The following is a 24,934-nucleotide window of genomic DNA, read 5'->3' on the forward strand; positions in this document are numbered from 1 at the left end:
TAACTAACGAGATTTGACTATTATGGAGTGGATTGCGCAGCCAGAAGCTTGGGTGGCATTGGCTACCCTAACAGCATTAGAGATAGTGCTTGGTATAGACAACATTATATTTATTTCAATTCTGGTTGGACGCTTGCCTGAAGAGCAGCGACATAAAGCCCGTATTATTGGGTTGGGCCTGGCTATGTTTATGCGAATTGGCCTGCTTTTATCGCTGTCTTGGGTAATGGGATTAACAGACAACTTGTTTAACGCCTTTGGTCAGGATATTTCCGGACGCGATCTTATTTTGCTCGGTGGTGGATTATTTTTAATTGGTAAAAGTACCCTGGAAATTCATAACTCCTTGGAAGGTGAAGGAGAGCATGGTCAGCATAAGGCCGCTGCTAGTTTCACTGCAATCCTGGTGCAAATTGCCATTATTGATATTGTTTTTTCCTTAGACTCAGTGATCACTGCTGTTGGGTTGGCTAAACATGTACCAGTGATGGTGCTGGCAATTGTTATTTCGGTGTTGGTTATGATGCTGGCTGCCAGAGCAATCAGTGATTATGTGGATAGAAACCCCACAATAAAAATGCTGGCATTAAGCTTTCTTGTACTAATCGGCACTGCGCTGGTTGGTGAAGGCTTGGATATGCACATTCCTAAAGGCTACATTTACTTTGCCATGGCATTTTCCGTGATAGTGGAGCTGCTCAACCTAAAAGCTCGAGGAAAATCCAAAGACCCAGTTCATTTACACCGTACCTTAATTGAAAAAGAGCAGGCTGCCGATCAACAAGTGAAGGGTAGTTAATAATTAAACTTCCCTAAAAATCCTTCAAGAAGGGTATAAGTGGTGCTGATTAGCCTGCCAAGGTTATAATACAGCACTGCCTTTTTGTATTTATAGAGATCACTAAACAAGCGATCTCTATAAATAGTGGAGGCAGCACTCGCCGTTAATCAGCATTTTTTAATTAAGGGGTATTATGTATCAGCTTGTGCGTCAACTGCTGTTTAAGTTTTCTGCCGAGACTTCCCATGAATTAGGGTTGGATATGATTGGTGCTGGGGAGCGGTTGGGGTTAACTCAGCGTTTTATTAAACCCATACCAGAGCAACCTGTTGAAGTGATGGGGCTTCGTTTTCCTAACCCTGTAGGGTTGGCAGCTGGGCTGGATAAGAATGCTGATTATCTAGCAGGGCTGGGTGTTTTAGGTTTTGGGTTTATTGAGGTAGGTACTGTTACTCCTCGGCCTCAGCCTGGCAACCCAAAACCACGATTATTCCGGTTACCAGCAGCAGAAGCCATTATTAATCGAATGGGGTTTAATAATAAAGGGGTTGATCATCTGGTTGAGAAAGTAAAGTGCAGCCGTTACTCCGGTATTCTAGGGATTAATATTGGTAAAAACCTAGATACACCGGTAGAAAAGGCGGTAGATGATTATCTGATTTGCTTGAATAAAGTTTATCCCTATGCTGATTATGTAACAGTCAATATTTCCTCACCTAATACACCTGGCTTGAGAAACTTGCAGTATGGTGATGCACTGGCAGCGTTATTAGCCAGCTTAAAAGAGGCGCAGGCAAAGTTAGCCAGTCAGCATCAGAAGCAAGTGCCTTTAGTGGTAAAGATAGCGCCTGATATGACCGCTGAAGAAATCAGCCAAGTGGCAGAGGTATTTTTAGCCCACCAGATTGATGGTGTCATAGCAACCAATACGACCATTGATAAAAAGCAGGTCAGTCACTTGCACCATGGCAATGAGCAGGGTGGCTTAAGTGGTAAGCCGCTGGCGGAACAGTCCACCGAAGTGATTAAGCAGCTTGCTCAAGCACTTAATGGAAAAATTCCCATTATTGGTGTGGGGGGGGTTCATGATGCTGCTAGTGCTGCAGCTAAAATTGAAGCGGGCGCAGCATTAGTACAGGTTTATAGTGGTTTTATTTATCAAGGGCCACAATTGATCCGTGATGCGGTAGAAGGGGTGAGGTCAGCAAAGAGTGGCAGCTAACATAAAGAGCATCTTTCACCTCAAGTTTGACCACTTGTTTGCTTGGATAGAACTTTTAAAATAGCCAGAAGCCAGAAATAAAACGGCCCGCTTAAGCGGGCCAGTGTGAATCATGAAAGTCAGTAATGCTTAGAGTATATTTTATGTACACCAGAGACGCCGGTGTAACCGTCCCACTGATCGGACCACCCCTCTCGCCAGCCATTTAACCACGACTGCTTTACTGCATCTTGACCGTGGGGGCAGACATCCCGTGAACGGCCTGAAATTCCAACTTGATAACCCTTTTGAAATGCTCTTTCAGCTTTGCTTCTTTTGTGTCTTCTCATAGTGTGAATAGCCTCACTGGTTATAAACTGGACTCTTTCCAGAAACTTCTCTTGAGGTTTTGGTTTTACCTTGGTTGTACTTGTAGCAGCTTAACTGTGCCACAAGTGAGTAATGTCCTACGAAGGACAGTGTTTTACACCCGCTTCACCCTGAAAGTGTTTAGAGGTAACTGTGTATACCCCCCTCAATTCACTCTTAATTTGGTGAGGCGTTATGATATGAATAGCGTATTGCGTAACTTGTGTTAAGAATTGATTAAGAATAGACATATTCGTTTTTATACAACACTCCTCTATCCCTTGTTCCTTGTGGCTTATAGCAATGGTAGCTGATTGTAACGGCGGCTTCTGAGCTGCCAAAATGCTACCCTCATAATCTATGTTTTAGTATGGACCAGTACAAGTGAAAAAAGTGCCGAATGGTAAGTTATGATTATTCTTTATAGTGTATTGGCTTTATTGTTGAGTAACTGTTGTGTTAAGTAAGGGATATTATTTCCCGTTCGAGCGATTGCTTACCAGATGTTAGCGACCTTTTTCCTATCGTGGCTTACCTCTATCCTATGAGATGACCACAAAAGCTGGGAAATATAGAGTGATAGGGTGTTCTGGAACGGCTGTTGGGAACAGCAAAAGTGCTAAAGGCCATGGATGGTCTTGTAGAACGGTGGAAGAATACCCTGTTACTTCAATTTATTCTCCAGTACCCTGTCGCGACACCCTCATGGGGCGGCGTAGACTATAATACTGGACTACCCCGTTAAGTACGTTAGAATGCGCTGCTCTTGAAGCGAATGAGCAATGCGGTAATGACCAACCCCACCCAATTTCAATTGACTGCCACCTGCCCAAAAGGGCTAGAACAGCTATTAGCTGAAGAGCTTAGTCGGCTAGGTGCCAGTGATGTCAAGCAAACAGTCGCAGCAGTGAATTTTACTGGCACGATGGAGGTTGCCTACCGCGTCTGTCTATGGTCACGGCTAGCAAACCGCGTGCTGCTCAAACTTGCTGAGTTACCTGCACAGTCAAAGGAAATACTGTATCAACAAGTTCAAACGATTGACTGGGTGGATCATATTGATGTTGATAGTGACTTCCTGATTGATTTTATTGGTACATCTGGTGCTATTCGTAATAGCCGCTTTGGGGCGCTGACAGTAAAAGATGCAATCGTTGATCAGTTTAGAAGTAAGTTTGGGAAACGTCCTAATATTGCTAAAGAGCAACCAGCGGTCCGGGTATCTGTACGATTAAAGCATGACCAAGTAACCGTTGCTATTGATTTGGCTGGGATTAGCTTGCATGAGCGTGGCTATCGGCGTGAAGCTGGGATGGCGCCATTAAAAGAAAACCTGGCTGCTGCCATGTTGATTCGCGCTGGTTGGCCTGGTTTAGCGGCGCAACAATCTGCCAGTTTGGTAGACCCAATGTGTGGTGCTGGCACTCTATTAATTGAAGCGGGATTAATGGCGGCAGATATTGCTCCTGGCTTGCTGAGACACTACTTTGGTTTTCAAGGTTGGCTAGGCCATATCCCTGCTATTTGGAATAAGCTGGTGGCAGAGGCTAAACAGCGTCGTGAGCAAGGAATGAGCCAGCAGTTTCCGGTCATCTGTGGTTTTGAGCCTGGCTACAAAGTGCTTACTAAGGCACAGGCTAATGTTGAACGAGCTGGCTTAGCCGGTATTGTTAAGATTAAACAGGTGGATTTAGCGCAGCTAACCCCTAGCGCTACTGAACATATGCCCACTGGTTTAATGATAACAAACCCACCCTATGGTGAACGGCTCGGTAATGAAGCTAGCCTGGTTTATCTTTATCAACATTTAGGTGAAAAAATGCAGCAGTGCTTTTCTGGTTGGCAGGCAGCTTTTTTAACCAGTAGCGCAGACCTGGCCAGACGCACCCGGTTACGCTCTCATAAGCACTATAAGTTGTATAATGGGGCATTAGAGTGCGCCCTTTATTTATTTGCCATTCCTGGAGAAAGCTCTGCAGCGGCTAATGCTACCAAACCTGTGTCAGGTGGTAAGCCATTAGAACAAGCAACACAGATTCGGTTATCGAAAGGTGCTGAAATGTTTGCCAATCGGCTTAGAAAAAATCTAAAACAATTAAAAAAATGGCGCAATCAACATAATATTCACTGCTACCGTTTATATGATGCGGATATGCCAGAATATGCCGTGGCAATTGATTGTTATAATGATTGGGTGCATGTTCAGGAATATGCGCCACCTAAGTCAATTGACCCAACAAAAGCGGCTGCGCGTTTAAACGATGTTATCAGTGCATTGCCTGTGGTATTGGATGTTCCAGAAAAACAAGTCATTGTCAAACGACGAGAGCAGCAGCAAGGTAAAAAGCAGTATCAAAAACACGACAGTCGTGGTGAGTTTATGCAGGTTGAAGAGCATGGCTGTCAGCTGCTTGTTAATTTACAGGATTACCTGGATACAGGCTTATTTTTAGATCATCGGCCGATTAGGCACATAATTCAACAGCAAGCAAAAGGTAAACGCTTTTTAAACCTATTTTGTTATACAGCTTCAGCCTCTGTTCATGCAGCAAAAGGCGGTGCCGTAAAGACCACCAGTGTTGACTTGTCGAAAACCTATTTAAATTGGGCTGATAAAAACTTTAGATTAAATGGCTTTTCTCAGCAGCGTCATCAATTAATAGAGGCGGATAGTCTGGCTTGGTTAAAAGAGCAAACTCAGCGCTATGATTTGATTTTTATTGACCCTCCTACGTTCTCTAACTCTAAAAAACTTAATCAAGATTTTGATGTACAGCGAGATCATGGTGAATTAATTAAGCAAGCAATGGGGATTTTGACTAGAGAAGGTGTACTGTATTTCTCCAATAATTTCCGTAAATTTAAAATAGATGAAAGCTTATTAGAAAAATATAAGGTTAAAGAAATTACCTCAATAACTATCGATCCTGATTTTCAGCGTAATGCGAAAATTCATCGCTGTTGGGAGATTAGGTACTAGGATAAAAGCATAGTGCATATATGGATTTATGGCTTATGCGCTTTGTGGTAAAAACTGAATGTTAACTCTATCTATGGAGTTTAAAAGCATGGAATAACTACCAGGGATGGTTAGAGGTGCCCTAAATATAACTTTAGATAGAACGACGTGATTATTGCGCACTTAAATATTACGTAATAATAGCGCTTTTATTACGTGACTGTTATTTTTAAACATAATTTTGTTATGCCATTTTATCAATATTTTGTAAGTAGGTTGCTAAACTAAAAGTAAGGGACAGCATTTAAAGTGAGACCTACTATGGCTGATGCTATACAGTTTTATGAACCTAATGAGCGTTATGGATTTTTTTCTAATTTTTCATTGCATTCTATTGTTATCGATGGAACTACCTGGCCCACTGTAGAGCATTATTATCAAGCCAGTAAGTTTTTAGCTGCAGATATTATTGCCCGGGTACATCATGCAACAACACCTGAGCAAGCCTTTAAAATCAGTCGTGAATACAGCAAACAAGTACGACCTGACTGGAACAGTATAAAAGAAGCTGTAATGATGCGAGGTTTGCGCTGTAAGTTTCATCAGCATCACCCATTGGCGCATTGGTTAGTGGCAACTGAAACACAGCCAATAGTTGAGCATTGTTACTCTGATGCCTACTGGGGAGATGGGGGCGATGGAAGTGGCCAAAATCGATTAGGGCAGCTGTTAATGGCGCTTCGTGATGAGCTGAAAAACAAGCACCCCTATAAAATGATTCGCTATGTAGATGCTGCACAACTGCCTACCCAGTTTGGAGTGTTTACTATGCATGGTTTTGTCCAGCCCGATAATAATACAGAACACCTGGCGCTTACTTATGGAGAACTGGATGTAACTAAACCCGTCTTAATCCGTCTACATTCAGAATGTTTGACGGGGGATGCTTTATATAGTCTGCGCTGTGATTGTGGTTTTCAATTGCAGAAAGCATTGGAAACGATAGTCTCTCATGGAAGTGGTGCGTTACTGTATTTACGACAGGAGGGGAGAGGAATAGGGTTGCTTAATAAAATACGTGCCTATCATCTTCAAGATAAGGGAGCTGATACAGTAGAAGCTAATGAGCGATTAGGTTTTGCAGCAGATATGAGAGAATACCACTTTTGTGAAGGGATGTTGCACTATTTAGAAATTGATCAAGTAAAACTGATGACAAATAACCCTAGAAAAGTGCAAGCATTGTGTATTGCAGGTATTAATGTAGTAGAGCGTGTTCCTTTGCAGGAAGGACATAACATATACAATGATAATTATTTAGCAACTAAATCTAGTAAACTACGACATATTCTTTCAAAAGAAGATGGTTTTAGCTTGTCTTAGATTTTTTGATGGTGATATGGAAAAAAGAATATGTTAAGGAGAAAATATGCAGCGAGTATGGTCAGAAGACCCTATAAAAAATGCTTATCTCAAAGGTGTTATTACACTGTTAGAGCGAAGTCAACATGAAAACAAAAAACAATATGAGATAGAAATATTAGGTGAAAAGTTTGATGTACTACCTAATGTATTTCCCCCATCGTATTTTCGTGATACAGCATTTTTTGTAGAGAATATGCCAGATGTAACGGGTAATCGCATATTGGAGGTAGGATGTGGTACTGGCGTAACTGCAGTCATGCTTGCATTAAAGGGTGCTATGAGTGTGGTGGCTGTAGATATTAATGAAGATGCAATAAAAAATACTATCTTAAATATTAATAAGCATCAGCTAAATGATCGAGTGAGCTGCTTTTATTCTGATGTTTTTTCCGACATAAACGATAATGAAAAATTTGATATTATTTATTGGAATATTCCTTTTGGTAAAGTAGATGCTGATTTATCAACTCTTGAGAGATCGGTATTTGATATGGGGTATGCGGCAGTGCAACGCTTTTTTACTGAAGGGGTTAAATATTTGAAGCCTGGTGGCTATTTACTTTATGGGTTTTCCCCTGTTATAGGGGATGAAGTGGCTTTGGTGGAAATTATTAAAAATGCTGGGCTGAAAACAAATATCATTGCAAAAGCTTATGAGGAGTTAAAAGAATATTCTATTGAATTTCATCTATGTAAAGCTGAACTCTGTTTATAGTTGTTCGTTATGAGCGGAAAAATAAGTACTACTTTGTATTCGATGCTGCTTATGCTAAACAGTAGTGATTATTTTTTGTTATTTTCTATCTTTTGTTCTTGTTTTATTTATTGTATTTACTGACTATGTCAGATAATCTGCCATTATTTTTAATTGTTTTTAATCTGTCATTAATAAAGAGTTGAATATTTTTGTCAATTTGGTTTGAGTATGCTAGGTGAATATCGTAGTTATTAGCAATACTACTGACATCAACCATTTGGTAATCATCTGTATTCCGCATAGTCTTACGTAAGTTATATAAAACCCTAACTTTAAGCTCAATAAAGCCGGTGAACTTTGTCATGACAGGACGATCTAGTATTTTGAAGGCTGAGCTGTGATCTTTTACTCTAATTTCCTTTACTTTACCTTGCTTGATCAGTTCTTCTAGTCCAGGGTAGTCAAAGCCATCCATTAAAATAACGGTTTTACCAAAGAGGTCGGATGTGCTTGTGTAGTTAAATCCAGGCTTTTTAATGAGCATAATATTTTTTACACTATAAATAGGCACTGCAGATAGATTTTCATTTTGAATACCAGGCCAAGCGGGAGAGCCGAATGTTACCCAGTTTTTATACTTCTTTTCCTCCATGATTGAAATCATTCGTTTAAATGGAAAAGTGCGGGTAGTAAGTTGATATTCGCTGTTCTTGAAAACTTCTTTTACAATATCTGTAACAATACCTGAATGTTGTTTGCCATCGTTCTCTATTTGGAAAGGCTGTGCCTGACTTTTGATAACAACGTAATTTACTTCCCCTGCCCACGCATGACTAACATAATGTAATACTACGAAAAAAAACAGTAGTTTTATTTTCATATTGTTCTTCTCTGAAAATGTTCATCCATTAAAAATAAAGATAGCACAGGCATCGTTGGTACTATAAGCCCAGTAGTGTATATCTATATTAAATTAACCATAGCTCAACATGACTTATTGATTCGGATACAGCTACACTAGTATATGAAGTATCAGTGATAACACCAATATATTGAACGGCTTGTAAATCAGCAAAAGCTAAGGAACTCCCTTTATCAATGGAAGCAGGGAATTTGAAATTTAAACAGGGCTTAGGTCGCCAGCTGATCTTTTGGATATTGCTGGCGAGTTCTCTGTTGACATTGTTTATTACACTTTTAACGCTTTATATTGATTATCGTAATGATGTTTCTGCCATCAATGAAAGAGTAGTGCAAATAGAAAAAAGCTTGTTGCCTGCTATTACAGCCAGTTTGTGGGTGGAGGATCTTGCTCAGGCAACAGTCCAGGCAGAAGGGATTAAACGACTGCCAGATGTTAAGTACGTTGCTGTGGTGCATGGTGATAACTCAAAAATTGAACTGGGTCACTCAGCAACCCGATATTCTATGAACAAGCAATGGCCACTGCTTTATCAATATGAAGGTGAAACCTTATCACTTGGCGAATTAAAGGTGGTTGTCAGTTTAGAAGCGGTTTATCAGCGTTTGTTTGACAAAGCGCTGTTTGTATTATCAAGTCAGGCGATAAAAACGTTTATTGTATCTGGCTTAATTTTATTAATAGTTTACTTGTTGGTGGGTAGGCACTTGCGCAGTATGGCAGATATGATGGCAACAGCCGAGTTAACGAGCTTAGGTGGAGAGGTGCTCAAGCTACAGCGCTATAAAACGAAAGACGACGAGTTAAATTACTTAGTTAACTCCTTTAATAAAATGAATAGTAGTTTGCATCAATCTTATCAAGAAACATTACAAGCAAAAAATGAAGCTGAATTGGCTAATCGCCGCAAGAGCGAGTTTGTTGCCAATATGAGTCATGAAATTAGAACGCCAATGAATGGTGTTATTGGTATGACTTCTTTGTTACAAGGTACTCAGCTGGATGTGGAGCAAAAAGATTATGTTAAAACAATTTATTCTTCATCTCATGCCTTATTAAATATTATTAATGATATTTTGGACTTTTCTAAAATAGAAGCAGGGAAACTGGATATTGAGCATATTGAATTTAGTTTAACTGACTTAATGGAAGATATTATTGATTTGTTGCATGGCAAAGCATTAGAAAAAGGCTTGGAGTTATTTAGTTACATTGATGACAATGTGCCTAAACGATTAATCAACGATCCGGGGCGTGTCCGTCAAGTAGTCACGAACTTGATAAATAATGCAATTAAGTTTACCCGGTATGGTAACGTTATGTTGGATATTCGTAAAACCAGGGAAAGCGAAGGGCAGGCTTGGATTAAGTTTTCAGTACAGGACACCGGAGTGGGTATTAGTAAAGAAAAACAAACACTGATATTTGAGAAGTTTTGTCAGGCTGATAACTCAACTACGCGCTTATATGGTGGGACTGGTTTAGGGCTGTCGATATCCAGCAACTTAGTCAAACTAATGGGGGGAGAATTAAAGGTTGAGAGCCAGTTAAATAAAGGCAGTTGCTTTTACTTTGAAATACCTTTTGGCGTTCAAGCTTACAGCCAAATGCCAGTATTGCTCGGATCAGAAAAGTCGTTACGTGGTGTTCGAGTGATGGTAGTGGATGATCATGACTTTAATTTAAAAGTATCTGAGCAACAACTGAATAGCTGGGGAATGAGAGTATTTTGCATCAATCAGTCAGTTGATGTATTGCCAACATTGCAAGCGGCCTTAGCAGATAATGATCCATTTGAGCTCGTGATTGTAGATAAAATATTACCTTTTATGAATGGGTATGATATTGCTCGTTCCATTCGAGAAACACCTGAACTCAGTCAAATTAAATTAATGATGACCACGGCGGAGCCTTCTCATCATGATATGGAGTTTTGTAAAAAAGTGGGGATTAATGCTTTTATTACTCGGCCATGTCGTAAACAAAACTTACAAAGCCTGTTGCAAGCTGCATTGGCAACTAAGGATAACAGTGAAGTATTAACTAAATATTCAATTCGTGAGTCTCATAAACCTGAGTCTCAGGCATTATCAAGTAATATTCAGTTGCATGTATTATTGGTGGAGGATAATCCGGTTAATCAGAAAGTGGCTAAAACCATGTTAAGCAAATTGGGTTGTCAGGTGGTCTTAGTTGAAAATGGTAAGGCTGCAGTGGAAGCGTGGCAGCATGATAAATTTGATGTTATTTTGATGGATTGCCAAATGCCAGTGATGGATGGTTTTGAGGCGACTAAGATCATACGTCAATTAGAGACTGGTTTGGACGATGATAAACCAACACCGATTATTGCTCTCACCGCTAATGCAGTAAATGACGAGCAACAAAAGTGCTTGGCGGCAGGCATGGACGAATTTATTAGCAAGCCAGTGACTATTAAACAGTTAACAGCCGTACTACAAAAATATAAAGCAAAAACTACTCAGCTCACTGAACTCAACTAGCCGTTTTTACACCTACCACTAGTGATTAAAGCGTATCAATTTTAATAGAGTATTGCGCCTGTTGGTTTGCAGTAGAGTAATGGCGACTTAATAATTCTTTATTATTGGTCTGGCTGTTATTGGTAATGCCGCCAAAATTGACCCACTGACCTAGTGGTGCCGTAAACGCTGTATTGGTTTCTTGTATGTCTATGGTTCGCTGCTGTTGCGGATTCACTCGATTATTGTGGCTGTTTAATTGGATGTGGGCTTGGTTGCCACTGACCCGCACAGTCACATAAAACCCAGCAGTGACATTTTTATAATAAGTACTGCTTTGGTGGTAGTTGCCATAACGAGTATGTTCTTTAACGGGGATTTGTTGGCCTACCTGAATAAAAGCAGGCTGTCCTTCCACTGCTCTGACCTGTTTTATCCCATTATTTTGATTGGCTAATGTGCCATGACGAATAATAACGCGGTTTTTATCAGGTACAGGGTAGGTGTTACTGATGGTGGTATCGCCAATTTTAATCCGTGCTTGAGTGTCAAAACCTCGGTCAGTATTCGTTTGACGACTGTTATCGCGTACACTGATTAATAGCTGCTTGATAGGTTTATCCAGCTGATTAATTAACTGGGTAAGTTCTTGATAGTTAGTTGCAGTCGTTTTAATGATCAGGACATTGTTGAACGTAGTCACTGTACCATTCGCTGCGACTAATGGTCTTAACGTTTCAACCAAGTTTTCAGCCGGTTGGTAGCGGGGTTCAAGGGTGTAAGTATGTAAGGATTCTCCCCAAGCAAGCTGACAAAATGCCATGATCCCCATTAACGGAGACAAACGAGAAATTGCTGTCATATGGCTAAATTCCTGAAGTCCTGTGGAATGGTGCTTTTTTCCCAGGCTGAACGAAATAATTCATTGTGTTGTTTGACATAGCCAGGGTCATTAAAGTTCGCCACGGCTTCATAACGATCCCGGTCCATGACTTCTAGCCAGCCTAACCGGTCTACTAACACCGTGCCCAAGCTATCCAGTGGATAATGAGGGTGGACTAGGTGCACTGCTACCAGGCTAGGTATACGCTGCTGTAAGGCAAAAAGCGGATGAAACTGGTGTACTAGCGGTTGAGTATCTGCCACCAGTATATCCACTCGACTCACTGGATTGCGCCGTGCAAATGCAGACAAACTGGCAACCACTGTGGAATGGCCAAACACGCTGATATCCAAGTCAGGTGAGAAAACCCGTATGTGCTCATCAGCTTGGTTAATTAAACTAACCAAGTGGTTGATAATGGCGTCATGGCCAGTCACGTGAACCGGTTCATTGTGCTCACCCAGGATGAAAGGGCAGCCGTTAGTTCCAGTTTTGCTGGCTCGAGGTTCATAATCAGGCTTGTCTGGGGCTTTTAGAATAGTAAACGGCTCGGCATGGGAGGGTGGCATATAGGGCATGGGGGGCCATTGTCCTTGTTGCCAACAGAGTTGCCAAGTGTCTGAATCTAACTGACTGAGCCGCTGAAATCCTACAGCTTCAAACCAGCTGACCCAGTTACCATCCGCCTGACAATGGAGCTGGGTAATCGCTTGGTCAGCCACTTTATCAATAACGAACTTAAGTAGCTGTTGACCTAAGCCTTGATGGCGATAGCTGGGATTAACCCATACATGGTCAATTCGATGAGGATCACCTGCTAGCAGCCAAACGGATGCAACCAACAGGTCATCCCCTTTAACGATGACATAAGGCACTGCACTATCAAGCTGTTGAACATCATCAGGTGCTGGAGGTGGTTCAGCAAGTGCTTCAGCCACTGCCTGCCATTGTTCGAGAGATACTGCTTTAAATGCTTCCATCAGTGTCGTCATGAATCGTCACTGTTTCCATTGTCCAAAGAGTTGCAAGAAACGTTATCACAGCTTCTGATTTCGACTGCAGGTGATGCCAAGTAACGGAGTGACGTTCGCATAGCCGCTGGACAATAGGCAGTGCTTCTTTCGAAGTGGTGACCGACACACCATCCGCAAACACCAAGAGCTCTTGATTAGTTTCACTATAGGCCAGACGAGCGTCAAGGTTAAGGACGATTTGGTAACCTTCTTGTAACAAGTTAGATAATTCTGTTATGGCAGTGGGTTGTAGCTGTTCTTTTGCTAAGACAGGTGGCGTGCTGTACTTAGGCTCAGTCATGTGCTCACCAAACCACTGCCTCAACTTATCTGGTTGGTCAATGATGCTAAGGAGCTGTTGGCGTAGTCTTGTGATGGTAGCATCATCAATTTTTCCAGGCTCTTTGGAAACATCAAGGTCTGGGTCATGGTAGCGCTGTTCAGGCACTAACTCACTGGCGATAAAGTCAGCAAACATGCCAATCATATCGGCGTAAGCGGGTGCTCGAAAGCCAATGGAAAAGGTCATACCGGGTGTCAAAGCAATACCATAGTGTGCCACTTGAGGTGGAAGATACAGTACATCTCCCGGTTCCAGAGTATAGGTTTGTTCAGCTGTAAACTGCTCAAGCACCTGTAGGTCAGGGTGGCAGAGTAGAGGTGTGTCACTGTCACAGCGTCCACCTAACTGCCACTCGCGGGTACCCTCTGCCTGAAGCAGAAATACATCATAGTTGTCATAGTGAGGGCCAACACTACCCCCTGTTGCAGCAAAGCTGATCATGATGTCATCCAAACGCCAGCGGGGTAAGAAACTGACGGTTTTCAGCAGCTCAGCTACTTCAGGGACCCAGTGGTCAACTGCCTGGACCAATAAGGTCCAGTCTTTATCGCCTAGTTCAGCAAAAGTTGCTTCGCTGAATGGACCTCGACGTAAGGCCCAGGGTTGTTCCTCCACCTGGGCTTGGATAATCCGCGATTCTACTTCTGGCTCTAATGCCAAGCCTGCCAGCTCATCGGGAGTGATGGGCACTTCAAACTGTGGGAGCGCCTGCTTAATTAACAGAGGTTGTTTTTGCCAGTAGTCTTTTAGGAAAGCAGCTGCTGGCAGTTTGCCCAGTAAACTCATTCAATCCCCTTGGCCTGGTCTACAGCATTACCAATATAGTTGGCTGGTGTCAGCTGTTTAAGCTGGGCTTTTACCTCAGCAGGTAGCTCAAGAGTATCTACAAACTCAGCTAATGTGGCTTGGGTAATCGCTTTGCCGCGAGTTAAGGCTTTCAGTTTTTCATAAGGCTCAGGAATGCCATAACGGCGCATTACTGTTTGAATGGGTTCGGCTAGTACCTCCCAGGCATTGTCCAGATCTTCAGCCAGCCGTGTCTCATTGGTTTCCAGCTTGCTGATACCTTTCAGGCTACTTTGATAAGCAATCACGCAGTGGCCAATGCCTACACCCAAATTACGCAAAACAGTTGAGTCAGTTAAGTCTCGTTGCCAGCGGGAAATCGGTAGTTTGCTAGACAAATGTTGAAAGATCGCATTGGCAATGCCCAGGTTGCCTTCGGAGTTTTCAAAGTCAATCGGGTTAACCTTGTGAGGCATCGTAGAGGAACCTACTTCGCCAGCCACGGTTTTCTGCTTGAAGTAGCCCAGCGAAATGTAACCCCAAACGTCACGGTCAAAGTCGATCAGGATAGTATTGAAACGGCTAATCGCATCATAAAGCTCGGCGATATAGTCGTGAGGCTCAATTTGGGTGGTATAGGGATTCCAGGTGAGCCCTAAGCTTTCGACAAACTGTTGGGCGTTGGCTTGCCAATCTACATCAGGGTAAGCCGACAAATGGGCATTGTAGTTACCCACGGCACCGTTAATTTTGCCCAATAATGGGATTTGCTTGAGTTGCGCCAATTGACGATTGAGCCTGGCGACTACATTAGCCATTTCTTTGCCCAGGGTCGTAGGCGAGGCAGTTTGGCCGTGGGTGCGAGATAACATGGGTAAATCAGCAAACTGAACAGCGAGCTGCTTGATTGCGGTAGTCACTTGCTCCATTTGTGGGATCAGTACTTCACTCAGCCCAGCCTGTAGCATTAAACCATGGGATAGGTTGTTGATGTCCTCTGAAGTACAAGCAAAGTGAACAAATTCGCTGATAGCGGCCAGTTCAGGATGGTCAGCAAGTTTCTCTTTTATGAAGTACTCTACCGCTTTAACGTCGTGGTTGGTTGTACTTTCAATGGCTTTTACCCGCTCGGCGTCTGCAACTGAAAAGTTGTTCAAAAGGGCATCCAGCAGTTGGTTAGCTTCTGCTGAAAGGGTAGGCACCTCACTAATGCCAGGATGTTTAGCAAGCTGCTGGAGCCAGCGCACCTCTACGATAACTCGGAATCGAATCAGGCCATATTCGCTGAAAATAGTGCGTAATGCCTCGGTTTTATTGCCATAACGGCCATCAATGGGAGAAATTGCAGTCAGTGCAGAGAGTTGCATAAGGGATTGTCCACAGCGATAGGAGGGATTGCATAACTTTTGCGCTTGCAAATAAGGCGTTAAAAACCAACTCAAAATGCTCATTTATTTTATATAAACGCCACTTTCTGATCGATTTTTGCCTTGTTTTTGCTGCGCTCATAACGTTTTGCGGCACCCTCATAGGTTTAAAAAATAGGTTGAAATAAAAGAGTCAAAAATTAATGTCGTTATTTCACCAGCTTGTTAATAGCCAAGCTGGTTAAGGGCTGAAAGTAGTTTTTTACGATAAATCAGTAGATGCCAACGTCGGCCACCGACTTGATGCCAAAGCATCGCGGCTCTCACACCTGCCAGCAGCGTGGCCCTGATTTTATCGGCATTGGTTTGCTGCTGTAAGTACTGAGGATCGCCAGTCACCTGAATTCTTGGTCGGAAAGTACTGATAGTATCAAGATACAGGGATGCCAGGTTGGCCATGACATTCACATGGTTAACACCAAAGTGAGCGACCTGGTCTTGTACTTGTTCCAGTCGTTCACTAATGGTTTGGAGCATACCCGATGCTTTGCTCAGCTTGCGCTCCAGGTGAATTAAAGTCAGTGCATAACGAATGGTATCGGTATGAGTGGGCTGGCTACCCGTCCGCTCAAGAATTTGCTTGAGAATATTAAAACCAATCGTTAACCCAGATACCCCATTGAAAACCGCTTCTACATTTTCTGGTTGAGTACATAAAATACTGTTTATAGAAGTATCCAGTGCATCAGTCGGCGCTTGACCTTGTTTTGCAATTTGCTCAACCAAGTGGCTGGCCTGGAATATGCCAGCTAAAGCAATCAGTTGGTTATGATAGTTGTGAGAGGCCATATCACTTCGTACTTTTAACATTCATGGTGTGCTTTAAGGGGTACAGCTTAAGCAGTACAACTTGTTAAGTATTGCTTGTTAAGAGCTGTTTTTTAAGTACTGATTTGTTAATTACTGCTGGCAATTACCCCACCACCTAAACAAATTTGATCGTCGTAAAACACCACCGATTGACCCAGGGTGACTGCTCGCTGCGGTTTATCAAAGGTGACTTGATAGTCACCATTAGGCAGTTGCTCTAGCAAACAGGCCTGATCTTGCTGGCGATAGCGAATTTTTGCCGTTAGTCGTGCAGGCAGGCTGGGTGGCTCACCAGCGACCCAATCGACAACAGGTGCAGTGAGTCGCTGGGCAAAAAGTAATGGGTGATCAGTCCCTTGAACGGCAATCAGCACATTGCGATTCAGGTCTTTGGCTGCAACATACCAAGGTGCTTCTTGGGCGCCTTTCAGGCCTCCAATTCTTAACCCTTGGCGTTGGCCAATCGTGTGATACATCAAGCCTTGATGCTGACCAATGATGTCACCCTCTGGGGTTTCGATATTACCAGGCTGAGCCGGTAGGTACTGCTTTAAAAAGTCACTAAAACGACGTTCACCAATAAAACAAATACCGGTACTGTCTTTTTTGTTGTGAGTAATTAAGTCATGCTGCTCAGCAAGTGCTCGCACCTCAGGTTTTGTTAATTCGCCAACGGGAAACAGGGTTTTGGCAAATTGCTCAGTGCCAACGGCATGTAAAAAGTAGCTCTGATCTTTGTTGTGGTCGAGCCCTCTTAACAAGCAGGCTTTATCCTCTATGATGCGTTTTCGAGCGTAATGACCTGTGGCGATATAATCGGCGCCTAAGACCACAGCATAATCTAGGAAGGCTTTAAACTTAATTTCTTTATTACAAAGGATATCAGGGTTTGGCGTTCGCCCGGCTTGATATTCGTGTAAAAAATGTTCAAATACATTGTCCCAATATTCAGCAGCAAAATTGGCCGTGTGTAAGGGAATTCCCAGTTTGTCACAAACGGCTTGAGCATCAGCTAAGTCTTGCTTGGCGGTACAGTACTCGGTGCCATCATCCTCCTCCCAGTTTTTCATAAACAGCCCTTCAACCTGATAGCCTTGCTCTTTTAGCAAGAGGGCTGAAACGGAGGAGTCGACACCACCAGACATACCAACGACAACGCGGGTGGGGTGATTATCATCAACCATTATAAAACCAAACCATATACATCATGTTAAAAAAGCCAGCTATTCTACTCATCCTCGTGAATAACTGCCAATGGATAACGTATTCCTGCAAGATAGTCTTTAATACATTGTACGACCAGTGGGCTACGCAGGTGAATATCAGACTGGTTGAGCTGCTCTAAGCTTAACCAGTGGGTGGCATCAATGTCAGGATCCAGCTGATGATCAGGATGGTGTTGCATGGGCTCAGCTATAAAGCAGTAGCGGTGAAAAGTCAGGTCGCTGGCTGAGGGGCGATAAATATACACACCCAGGAGGTAACAGGGCTTTACCTCCCAGCCGGTTTCTTCAAAGGTTTCCCTGATAGCAGCATCCACAATTTTTTCATTGGCTTCGATATGACCAGCGGGCTGGTTAAATACAAGTTGACCTTTCACCTGTTCACTGACGGTTAAAAAGGTTTGATCTTTTTCCACAATGGTGGCGACAGTGGCCCTTGGGGTCCAAATCATAGCGATTGTCTCAGTTTGGCAGAAGATGCTCAGCAGCTAGAAAGTTGAATAGTTATTAAATGTTGGCTAAAAATCAACGACAAGTGCAAGGAAAAGTCGTTGTTGTATAAATGTAAAAAATAACCGGGATTAATGAGGTTTATGTAATAAAACTACAAATACTGTCATAATACCCGACAAAATAGGGTCAGTTCATACTGTCGTGAATAAACCGGTTTTAATTAGCGCCTGTTACCACGGCAACGCATGCTTAGTTCTTGTACTAAAAGGTAAAGGGCTAACCAGAAAAAGTAGGTGACAACGTGTAGAATAACTACAACAATAATCCTGTTTTAGCATGTTGATAGGCCTTAACAATTAACCTAACCAGAAAAACGGAGTAGAGAATGGGATACCAAAAAATTCAGGTACCAACGACAGGCGAGAAAATTACTGTTAATGCTGATAACTCCCTGAACGTACCTAACCATCCTATTGTTCCTTACATTGAAGGGGATGGTATTGGGGTTGATGTATCACCTGCCATGATCAAAGTGGTCGATGCTGCTGTTGAGAAAGCTTATGGTGGTGAGCGTAAGATTTCTTGGATGGAAGTCTATGCAGGCGAAAAAGCTACTCAAGTATACGACGAAAACACCTGGTTGCCTGAAGAAACCTTGGAAGCGTTTAAAGAATTTGCCGTGGGTATTAAAGGGCCTCTCACCACACCGGTTGGTGGTGGTATTCGCTCACTGAATGTTGCGCTTCGCCAAGAGCTAGACCTGTATGTTTGTCAGCGCCCTGTCCGTTGGTTCACGGGTGTGCCAAGCCCACTGGTGAATCCAGAAACCGTCGATATGTGTATTTTCCGTGAAAACTCGGAAGATATTTACGCTGGGGTTGAATGGAAGGCGGGTACGCCAGAAGCGGATAAGGTCATTAAATTTTTCAAAGAAGAAATGGGCGTAACCAAAATTCGCTTTGACACCAACTGTGGTATAGGTATTAAGCCCGTTTCAGAAGAAGGCACTAAGCGTCTAGTACGCAAAGCGATTCAGTACGCTATCGACAATGATAAGTCCTCTGTTACTTTGGTACACAAAGGCAACATTATGAAGTTTACCGAAGGTGCTTTTAAAGAATGGGGCTATGAGTTATCACAGCAAGAGTTTGGTGCTGAATTATTGGATGGTGGCCCATGGTGCACCTTTAAAAATCCAAAAACCGGTAAAGAAATCGTAGTTAAGGACGTGATTGCTGATGCCATGCTGCAGCAAATCTTACTGCGTCCTGCCGAGTATGATGTGATTGCTACGCTTAACTTAAATGGTGACTACTTATCTGATGCGCTAGCGGCAGAAGTGGGTGGTATTGGCATTGCGCCGGGCGCCAACTTAAGTGATACCGTAGCTATTTTTGAAGCGACGCATGGTACGGCACCAAAATATGCGGGTCAGGACAAAGTGAACCCAGGTTCATTGATTCTTTCTGCTGAAATGATGTTACGTCATATGGGCTGGACGGAAGCAGCTGATTTAATCATCAAAGGGATGGAAGGTGCTATTTCCGCGAAAACCGTTACTTATGACTTTGAGCGTTTGATGGATGGTGCTAAGTTGCTGAAGTGCTCTGAGTTCGGTGATGCCATGATTGAGCATATGGGCTAATTAAAGCGCTTATTTGTTTGAACTGCCTGACAGTCAATTAATAACGATAAATTATTAATAGCGAACAATTAATAGACGGTTAGGTAGTCATTACAAAATTGTTTAAAAAATGTTGATGGTTAATTGTTGTACTTTAACTGTAGGGTAATAATCAGTAGAGAATTAGCGGTTGATTAATATTGAATAAATAGCAACCCATTCATACCAAAAAGGGCCTTAATTCCAAACGGTATTAAGACCCTTTTTGTTAGTTGCTGTAAACAGCAATTATTATTGTTGTTAGTTTGTTTTTGTTAGTCTTCTAATGCTGCTTCCTCTCGCTGGTTAAAAGTGGATACTTTCACACCTGGCTCTGAAACTGCTATCGAGCCTCCGGCATCCTGGGGTAAAGGAACAATATTAATGGCATGCAATCCCTTCGGGCCTTGAAGGATATCAAAGTTGACGGGTTGGCCTGCTTTTAAGGTTTTGTAACCATCCATCTCAATCGATGAGTAGTGCACAAACAGGTCTTCGTCACTGTCCTCTGGTAAAATAAACCCATACCCTTTGGCATTATTAAACCATTTCACTTTACCTGTTGGCATGCTTAATTCCCTCTGCGATAAACTCCTAATTGGAGTAGTTCCTACAACACTATGTCACCTTGTCCCTAGGCAACATAAACGAAAAAAACCATCAATGATGGTTTTAAAACTAGTGTTTAACAAGAGAAGACTTATGTCAAGTAGTTCAAAGCTGCAAAATTTCGATTAACAGAGTTATCATAATAAGAATTCCATAGAATAATTTTTCTTGTGAATAGGGTTGAGTATTAACGATGGGTAAATTAAAAGAACTTCGTCTAACATTAGATAGTGAGGATGGAACCGGCGATCTAGACGAGGACGGACAAGTTGTGGTGGCGCCGGCAAAGCCTGCTTTAAAACCACCCGCTATGTACAAAGTAGTACTCATCAATGATGATTACACCCCAATGGACTTCGTTGTTGAAGTACTACAGTTGTTTTTTAATATGAACTGGGAGAAAGCTACTCAGGTCATGCTAACAGTCCACACACAAGGGAAGGGGGTTTGTGGAGTGTTTACAAAAGATGTTGCTGAAACTAAAGCAGAGCAGGTGAATCAATATTCAAAAGAGAGCCAGCACCCTCTGTTGTGCAACATTGAGAAAGCTAATTAATCAGCGGAACCTAAGGTACCAACGATATGTTGAATAAAGACCTCGAAGTGACCTTGAACCATGCCTTCAAGGATGCTCGTGCCAAACGTCATGAGTTTATGACGGTGGAGCATCTACTGTTGGCGCTGCTGGATAACGATGCAGCAGCCAAGGTGTTGAAGGCTTGTGGTGCTGATATGGATCGCTTACGCAGGGACTTAACTGACTTCGTCGACTCAACCACGCCCTTAATTCCTAGTAATGAAGATGATCGAGAAACTCAGCCTACGCTGGGGTTTCAGCGGGTATTGCAACGAGCTGTATTTCATGTGCAAAGTTCGGGAAAAAAGGAAGTAACAGGCGCCAATGTATTGGTCGCCATTTTTAGTGAGCAAGAGAGTCAAGCGGTTTACTTCCTCAAACAACAAAATATCGCCAGGATAGATGTGGTTAATTTTATTGCTCATGGTATTTCCAAAGTATCAGGCGCAAGTAGTGACCAAGAGGAAATTGGTCATGAGCAAGGAGATGATGAGGCAGCAACAGAAACAGGCACTTCATCGAATCCACTAGAGAACTTTGCCACTAATCTGAATGAGCAGGCTAAAGCTGGTCGGATTGATCCTTTGGTGGGGAGAGATCAAGAGCTGGAGCGAGTAGCGCAAATTTTGACTCGTCGCCGTAAAAATAACCCATTATTAGTGGGTGAGGCGGGCGTTGGTAAAACAGCGATTGCTGAAGGGCTTGCCAAGCGTATTGTTGATGAAGAAGTCCCTGATATTTTATCAGATGCCACCATTTACTCATTAGACTTGGGTGCCTTGCTTGCAGGTACCAAGTATCGTGGTGATTTTGAAAAGCGGTTCAAGCAGTTGCTGGCAGAGCTTCGTAAAAAAGCCCATGCCATTTTATTTATTGATGAAATCCATACCATTATTGGTGCAGGGGCGGCATCAGGTGGAGTGATGGATGCCTCTAACTTACTGAAACCATTACTGACCTCTGGTGAGCTTCGCTGCATTGGCTCAACCACGTTTCAAGAGTTTCGCGGTATTTTTGAAAAAGATCGGGCATTGGCACGGCGCTTTCAAAAGGTCGATATTAATGAGCCTAATGTGGAGGATACTTTCCATATCCTCAAAGGGCTAAAACCAAAGTTCGAAGAGCACCACTGTATTAAATACACAGAAACTGCACTGCGGGCGGCTTCAGAGTTAGCTGATCGCTATATTAATGATCGGCATATGCCAGACAAAGCGATTGATGTCATTGATGAGGCTGGGGCTTATCAGCGCTTGCAGCCTGAAAATAAGCGGAAGAAAACCATTGGCGTTGGAGATATTGAGTCGATTGTTGCCAAAATTGCTCGGATTCCACCAAAAAATGTATCCGCTTCGGATAAGGAAATTTTAGAAAAACTCGAACGCAACTTGAAAATGGTGGTGTTTGGTCAGGATGAAGCCATTACCTCGTTGGCCACTGCGATCAAAATGTCTCGTGCTGGTTTAAAGGCACCAGAGCGTCCTGTAGGGGCTTTTCTATTTGCAGGGCCTACAGGTGTAGGTAAGACTGAAGTCAGTCGTCAGTTGGCTGAGGTGCTGGGTATTGAGCTAGTTCGATTCGATATGTCTGAGTATATGGAGCGGCATACCGTTTCACGGCTGATTGGTGCTCCACCCGGTTATGTTGGATACGACCAAGGTGGTCTATTAACTGAGGCGATCAACAAGCAGCCTCATTGTGTCTTATTAATGGATGAGATAGAAAAGGCCCATCCAGAGGTATTTAACTTACTATTGCAAGTGATGGATCATGGCACATTAACAGACAACAACGGTCGTAAAGCAGATTTTCGTAATGTGATTATTGTGATGACAACCAATGCTGGGGCTGAAACGGTTAGTCGAGCGTCCATTGGGTTTACTGAGCAAGATCACTCAACTGATGGAATGGAAGCGATTAAAAAGACGTTCTCGCCAGAATTTCGTAACCGCTTAGATGCTATTATCCAGTTTGGTAATTTAGACCCAGATGTGATCAAGCATGTGGTTGATAAGTTCTTAACGGAACTACAAACTCAACTTGATGACAAGAAAGTGTTGCTAGAGGTTGATGAGAGTGCTCGTGCCTGGTTGGCTCAGGAAGGCTATGACAAGCAAATGGGTGCGCGGCCAATGGCGCGGGTGATTCAAGAGAATCTGAAAAAACCATTGGCAGAAGAAATTCTGTTTGGGCAGCTAGCCAGTAACGGCGGTAAGGTTGTTGTCTCAGTTAAGGACGGTATGTTGGCATTGGATTATGAGGCAGCGTAAAAGCTGCCCTCGTAATCTGGCTCTGAAGCAGTGATCTGGACTTAGCAGATTGAATTAACGGGCACGGTAAGTAATACGACCTTTGCTTAAGTCGTAAGGGGTCAGCTCAACCCTCACTTTGTCGCCAGTTAAAATGCGAATGTAGTTTTTGCGCATTTTTCCAGAGATATGGGCAGTCACTACATGACCATTTTCAAGTTCTACACGAAACATGGTGTTTGGCAGAGTGTCAATCACAGTGCCTTCCATTTCAATAGAGTCTTCTTTTGCCATTCGGCTTAGCACCTCAATGCGTTGATTAGCTGAGAAGCTAACTTCAGTATAAATCAGCTAGCTTGATATAGTCTCAATATAAGCTAGCTGATTTATATCAAGATAGCTTCTGGTAAAACGGGCTGCATTCTGCCTGAAAACTAGTCTAGAAGTAAAGGCTATAAAGGTCTAGAAAACTAATTTTTTTATCATAAACACTTTAAATGCCTTTATTTATAGGAGACAGCACCCACTTCTTTATACTTTGGGCTAGCCCTTTATACTTTTGACTATAATCGTGGTGAAAATCGCAATAGATAATGAAGCTATAAATTATATTGCAACCGTTTTATAAAACAGTTAACCATTGATGATCCAGATAGATTTCTAATGGTCTGAATTCAGTTTTATAGCTCATTTTTTGGCACTCTTTGATCCAGTAGCCCAGATAAACATAGGGCAAACCCAAGGATTTGGCCAAGCGAATTTGTTGTAGGATACAGTAAGTACCTAAGCTGTGTTTGGTAAGACCGGGCTCAAAGAAGGTATAAATGGCGGATAAACCTTTGGCCAGCTCATCCATCACGGCAACAGCCACTAGCTTATCGTTTAAACGGCACTCCATAAACTTACAAAACGACCAATCGCCGACTAGAAAAGAGTTAAATTGCTCTTTAGTGGGAGGGAACATATCGCCATCAGCATGTCTGGCTTCAATGTAGCGGGCATACAAGTCATAATATTCGTTGCAATAGCGGGATGGGCGGATTTCCAGGGTAATGGCGTGGTTAACCTTTAAGATTCGTTGAAATCGTCGTTTGAGTTTGAATTCATCAACCTTTACTCGCACCGGTGTACAAGCACAGCAAGCCTCGCAGTGAGGACGATATAAATGCTGGCCACTGCGCCGAAAGCCTAAGTCGGTCAACTGGCTATAAAGTGGCTTGGAAATAATAATATCAGGGTCAAGAAAAAGTGTGGTGGCTTGCTGCTCAGGTAAGTAACTGCAAGTATGGGGCTGGGTGGCGTAGAATTTTAATGCTTTCAGGTTACTCATGTGCTCTCACCCAGCAACGTGGTGTGAAATTCTTTCCAGTTCGTCACGGATGTATGACAACAATATTGATTAAGATAGTCAACGAACAGCTCCCTGGAAATAGGTCTCGCGCCTAAACTAGCCAAGTGCTCACTATAAACCTGACAATCAATGAGTGGAAAGTTCCATTGCTTCAGCTGCTCCACCAAATAGTAGAGCGCGACTTTCGAGGCATTGGTTGCTCGGCTGAACATAGACTCACCAAAAAAGACTGAGCCGATAGCGACACCATAGAGCCCACCTACTAGAGAATCATTTTGCCAGCACTCAATAGAGTGAGCATGTCCTGATAAATGCAGCTCATTGTAAGCAGTGTACATTTCATCACTAATCCAGGTACCACTGCTTTCTTTCCGTGGTTCAGCACAAGCCTGCATAACCTGGGAAAAAGCCTGGTCACAGGTGATTGTAAAAGGCTTTCTCTTGATGAACTTACGTAAGCTTCGAGACACTTTTAGCTCTTCAGGCAGTAACACCATGCGTGGATTAGGTGACCACCAGAGAATGGGTTCAGTTTCACTAAACCAGGGGAAAATACCATGGCGATAGGCTTCCAGTAGAGTGCTAATGGAGAGGTTTCCCCCTGCTGCCAATAGACCGTCAGGGTAGTCTAAGGCATCACTCACCGGTGGAAATTTAACTGGATAATCGTTAAGCCAAGGAATTTGCGCCATATATACCAATGTAAGTCA

The 24,934-nt window shown here is 42.8% G+C and carries 22 protein-coding genes; 9 read left to right on the top strand and 13 right to left on the bottom strand.

Going from position 1 to position 24,934, the window contains the following annotated elements; all coding sequences use genetic code 11:
* The first annotated feature begins 22 nt into the window (after positions 1-22).
* Together ORQ98_RS06220 and ORQ98_RS06225 are read left to right on the top strand one after the other, a co-directional pair.
* Entirely contained in the window at positions 23-799 is a 777-nt protein-coding gene (locus ORQ98_RS06220) for a TerC family protein (RefSeq protein WP_274687923.1), read from the top strand.
* Between the two features lie 175 nt (positions 800-974).
* Positions 975-2,003, top strand: a complete 1,029-nt coding sequence (locus ORQ98_RS06225; protein ID WP_274687924.1) for a quinone-dependent dihydroorotate dehydrogenase — start codon at positions 975-977, stop codon at positions 2,001-2,003.
* Positions 2,004-2,122: 119 nt separating this feature from the next.
* On the opposite strand, the gene rmf is transcribed toward ORQ98_RS06225, so the two are convergent.
* The gene (gene rmf, locus ORQ98_RS06230; RefSeq protein WP_274687925.1) at positions 2,123-2,332 is read right to left on the bottom strand and encodes a ribosome modulation factor; all 210 of its coding nucleotides are present in this window, start codon (positions 2,330-2,332) and stop codon (positions 2,123-2,125) included.
* A gap of 809 nt (positions 2,333-3,141) precedes the next feature.
* Here rmf and rlmKL point away from each other — a divergent pair.
* The 3 genes from rlmKL to ORQ98_RS06245 all read left to right on the top strand — a co-directional run bounded on the left by rlmKL (position 3,142) and on the right by ORQ98_RS06245 (position 7,450).
* A complete protein-coding gene (gene rlmKL, locus ORQ98_RS06235) occupies positions 3,142-5,331 on the top strand; it encodes a bifunctional 23S rRNA (guanine(2069)-N(7))-methyltransferase RlmK/23S rRNA (guanine(2445)-N(2))-methyltransferase RlmL (protein ID WP_274687926.1) in 2,190 nt (729 codons plus the stop codon).
* A 300-nt stretch (positions 5,332-5,631) separates the two neighbouring features.
* Positions 5,632-6,693 carry a GTP cyclohydrolase II gene (ribA, locus tag ORQ98_RS06240; protein ID WP_274687927.1) on the top strand — a complete coding sequence of 354 codons (1,062 nt, stop codon included), beginning with the start codon at positions 5,632-5,634 and terminating at the stop codon, positions 6,691-6,693.
* A gap of 46 nt (positions 6,694-6,739) precedes the next feature.
* Positions 6,740-7,450 carry a methyltransferase gene (locus ORQ98_RS06245; protein WP_274687928.1) on the top strand — a complete coding sequence of 237 codons (711 nt, stop codon included), beginning with the start codon at positions 6,740-6,742 and terminating at the stop codon, positions 7,448-7,450.
* A 103-nt stretch (positions 7,451-7,553) separates the two neighbouring features.
* Here ORQ98_RS06245 and ORQ98_RS06250 read toward each other — a convergent pair whose 3' ends face one another.
* Complete coding sequence (locus tag ORQ98_RS06250; protein ID WP_274687929.1) at positions 7,554-8,312, bottom strand: substrate-binding periplasmic protein; 759 nt, start codon at positions 8,310-8,312, stop codon at positions 7,554-7,556.
* 233 nt (positions 8,313-8,545) lie between these two features.
* Here ORQ98_RS06250 and ORQ98_RS06255 point away from each other — a divergent pair, with 233 nt between their 5' ends.
* Positions 8,546-10,858 carry a response regulator gene (locus ORQ98_RS06255; RefSeq protein ID WP_274687930.1) on the top strand — a complete coding sequence of 771 codons (2,313 nt, stop codon included), beginning with the start codon at positions 8,546-8,548 and terminating at the stop codon, positions 10,856-10,858.
* Positions 10,859-10,883: 25 nt separating this feature from the next.
* Here the strand turns inward: ORQ98_RS06255 and ORQ98_RS06260 are convergent, their stop codons facing one another.
* From ORQ98_RS06260 to ORQ98_RS06290, 7 genes are all read right to left on the bottom strand, one after another.
* Positions 10,884-11,699: a secretin N-terminal domain-containing protein gene (locus ORQ98_RS06260; protein ID WP_274687931.1), complete on the bottom strand. Its 816-nt coding sequence runs from the start codon at positions 11,697-11,699 to the stop codon at positions 10,884-10,886.
* The gene (locus tag ORQ98_RS06265) at positions 11,696-12,712 is read right to left on the bottom strand and encodes a GNAT family N-acetyltransferase (RefSeq protein ID WP_274687932.1); all 1,017 of its coding nucleotides are present in this window, start codon (positions 12,710-12,712) and stop codon (positions 11,696-11,698) included. Before ORQ98_RS06265 ends, ORQ98_RS06260 begins: the two co-directional genes overlap by 4 nt.
* Positions 12,687-13,862, bottom strand: a complete 1,176-nt coding sequence (locus ORQ98_RS06270) for a cupin domain-containing protein (RefSeq protein ID WP_274687933.1) — start codon at positions 13,860-13,862, stop codon at positions 12,687-12,689. Before ORQ98_RS06270 ends, ORQ98_RS06265 begins: the two co-directional genes overlap by 26 nt.
* Entirely contained in the window at positions 13,859-15,229 is a 1,371-nt protein-coding gene (gene purB / locus ORQ98_RS06275) for an adenylosuccinate lyase (protein WP_274687934.1), read from the bottom strand. Before purB ends, ORQ98_RS06270 begins: the two co-directional genes overlap by 4 nt.
* Positions 15,230-15,454: 225 nt before the next feature.
* Positions 15,455-16,099: a high frequency lysogenization protein HflD gene (gene hflD / locus ORQ98_RS06280; protein WP_274687935.1), complete on the bottom strand. Its 645-nt coding sequence runs from the start codon at positions 16,097-16,099 to the stop codon at positions 15,455-15,457.
* Positions 16,100-16,185: 86 nt separating this feature from the next.
* Positions 16,186-17,283 (bottom strand): tRNA 2-thiouridine(34) synthase MnmA, encoded by a 1,098-nt coding sequence (mnmA, locus tag ORQ98_RS06285; protein WP_274687936.1) that lies wholly within the window; start codon positions 17,281-17,283, stop codon positions 16,186-16,188.
* Positions 17,284-17,327: 44 nt separating this feature from the next.
* Positions 17,328-17,774 (bottom strand): NUDIX hydrolase, encoded by a 447-nt coding sequence (locus tag ORQ98_RS06290; protein WP_274687937.1) that lies wholly within the window; start codon positions 17,772-17,774, stop codon positions 17,328-17,330.
* A gap of 386 nt (positions 17,775-18,160) precedes the next feature.
* Here ORQ98_RS06290 and icd point away from each other — a divergent pair, with 386 nt between their 5' ends.
* Entirely contained in the window at positions 18,161-19,420 is a 1,260-nt protein-coding gene (gene icd, locus ORQ98_RS06295) for an NADP-dependent isocitrate dehydrogenase (RefSeq protein WP_274687938.1), read from the top strand.
* A 293-nt stretch (positions 19,421-19,713) separates the two neighbouring features.
* Here the strand turns inward: icd and cspD are convergent, their stop codons facing one another.
* Positions 19,714-20,007: a cold shock domain-containing protein CspD gene (gene cspD / locus ORQ98_RS06300; RefSeq protein WP_163833209.1), complete on the bottom strand. Its 294-nt coding sequence runs from the start codon at positions 20,005-20,007 to the stop codon at positions 19,714-19,716.
* 233 nt (positions 20,008-20,240) lie between these two features.
* Here cspD and clpS point away from each other — a divergent pair, with 233 nt between their 5' ends.
* Complete coding sequence (gene clpS / locus ORQ98_RS06305) at positions 20,241-20,603, top strand: ATP-dependent Clp protease adapter ClpS (protein ID WP_274687939.1); 363 nt, start codon at positions 20,241-20,243, stop codon at positions 20,601-20,603.
* 26 nt (positions 20,604-20,629) lie between these two features.
* Positions 20,630-22,894, top strand: a complete 2,265-nt coding sequence (clpA, locus tag ORQ98_RS06310) for an ATP-dependent Clp protease ATP-binding subunit ClpA (protein WP_274687940.1) — start codon at positions 20,630-20,632, stop codon at positions 22,892-22,894.
* Between the two features lie 54 nt (positions 22,895-22,948).
* Here the strand turns inward: clpA and infA are convergent, their stop codons facing one another.
* The 3 genes from infA to aat form a co-directional block, all read right to left on the bottom strand.
* Positions 22,949-23,167, bottom strand: coding sequence for a translation initiation factor IF-1 (gene infA / locus ORQ98_RS06315; RefSeq protein ID WP_027706826.1), 219 nt, complete (start codon positions 23,165-23,167; stop codon positions 22,949-22,951).
* Positions 23,168-23,495: 328 nt separating this feature from the next.
* Entirely contained in the window at positions 23,496-24,203 is a 708-nt protein-coding gene (locus tag ORQ98_RS06320) for an arginyltransferase (RefSeq protein ID WP_274687941.1), read from the bottom strand.
* Complete coding sequence (aat, locus tag ORQ98_RS06325) at positions 24,200-24,916, bottom strand: leucyl/phenylalanyl-tRNA--protein transferase (RefSeq protein ID WP_274687942.1); 717 nt, start codon at positions 24,914-24,916, stop codon at positions 24,200-24,202. Before aat ends, ORQ98_RS06320 begins: the two co-directional genes overlap by 4 nt.
* Positions 24,917-24,934 lie beyond the last annotated feature (18 nt).

Source organism: Spartinivicinus poritis (assembly GCF_028858535.1).
In the GTDB taxonomy this organism is placed as follows: Bacteria; Pseudomonadota; Gammaproteobacteria; order Pseudomonadales; family Zooshikellaceae; genus Spartinivicinus; species Spartinivicinus poritis.

Excerpts from the sequence above, each read along its gene's own strand:
- hflD (WP_274687935.1), bottom strand. The coding sequence starts at position 16,099 with ATGTTAAAAGTACGAAGTGATATGGCCTCTCACAACTATCATAACCAA.
- ORQ98_RS06265 (WP_274687932.1), bottom strand. The coding sequence starts at position 12,712 with ATGACGACACTGATGGAAGCATTTAAAGCAGTATCTCTCGAACAATGG.
- cspD (WP_163833209.1), bottom strand. The coding sequence starts at position 20,007 with ATGCCAACAGGTAAAGTGAAATGGTTTAATAATGCCAAAGGGTATGGG.
- ORQ98_RS06225 (WP_274687924.1), top strand. The coding sequence starts at position 975 with ATGTATCAGCTTGTGCGTCAACTGCTGTTTAAGTTTTCTGCCGAGACT.
- ORQ98_RS06245 (WP_274687928.1), top strand. The coding sequence starts at position 6,740 with ATGCAGCGAGTATGGTCAGAAGACCCTATAAAAAATGCTTATCTCAAA.
- aat (WP_274687942.1), bottom strand. The coding sequence starts at position 24,916 with ATGGCGCAAATTCCTTGGCTTAACGATTATCCAGTTAAATTTCCACCG.
- ORQ98_RS06290 (WP_274687937.1), bottom strand. The coding sequence starts at position 17,774 with ATGATTTGGACCCCAAGGGCCACTGTCGCCACCATTGTGGAAAAAGAT.
- purB (WP_274687934.1), bottom strand. The coding sequence starts at position 15,229 with ATGCAACTCTCTGCACTGACTGCAATTTCTCCCATTGATGGCCGTTAT.
- rmf (WP_274687925.1), bottom strand. The coding sequence starts at position 2,332 with ATGAGAAGACACAAAAGAAGCAAAGCTGAAAGAGCATTTCAAAAGGGT.
- ribA (WP_274687927.1), top strand. The coding sequence starts at position 5,632 with ATGGCTGATGCTATACAGTTTTATGAACCTAATGAGCGTTATGGATTT.
- ORQ98_RS06250 (WP_274687929.1), bottom strand. The coding sequence starts at position 8,312 with ATGAAAATAAAACTACTGTTTTTTTTCGTAGTATTACATTATGTTAGT.
- mnmA (WP_274687936.1), bottom strand. The coding sequence starts at position 17,283 with ATGGTTGATGATAATCACCCCACCCGCGTTGTCGTTGGTATGTCTGGT.
- clpS (WP_274687939.1), top strand. The coding sequence starts at position 20,241 with ATGGGTAAATTAAAAGAACTTCGTCTAACATTAGATAGTGAGGATGGA.
- ORQ98_RS06260 (WP_274687931.1), bottom strand. The coding sequence starts at position 11,699 with ATGACAGCAATTTCTCGTTTGTCTCCGTTAATGGGGATCATGGCATTT.
- rlmKL (WP_274687926.1), top strand. The coding sequence starts at position 3,142 with ATGACCAACCCCACCCAATTTCAATTGACTGCCACCTGCCCAAAAGGG.
- ORQ98_RS06220 (WP_274687923.1), top strand. The coding sequence starts at position 23 with ATGGAGTGGATTGCGCAGCCAGAAGCTTGGGTGGCATTGGCTACCCTA.
- infA (WP_027706826.1), bottom strand. The coding sequence starts at position 23,167 with ATGGCAAAAGAAGACTCTATTGAAATGGAAGGCACTGTGATTGACACT.
- clpA (WP_274687940.1), top strand. The coding sequence starts at position 20,630 with ATGTTGAATAAAGACCTCGAAGTGACCTTGAACCATGCCTTCAAGGAT.
- icd (WP_274687938.1), top strand. The coding sequence starts at position 18,161 with ATGGGATACCAAAAAATTCAGGTACCAACGACAGGCGAGAAAATTACT.
- ORQ98_RS06320 (WP_274687941.1), bottom strand. The coding sequence starts at position 24,203 with ATGAGTAACCTGAAAGCATTAAAATTCTACGCCACCCAGCCCCATACT.
- ORQ98_RS06270 (WP_274687933.1), bottom strand. The coding sequence starts at position 13,862 with ATGAGTTTACTGGGCAAACTGCCAGCAGCTGCTTTCCTAAAAGACTAC.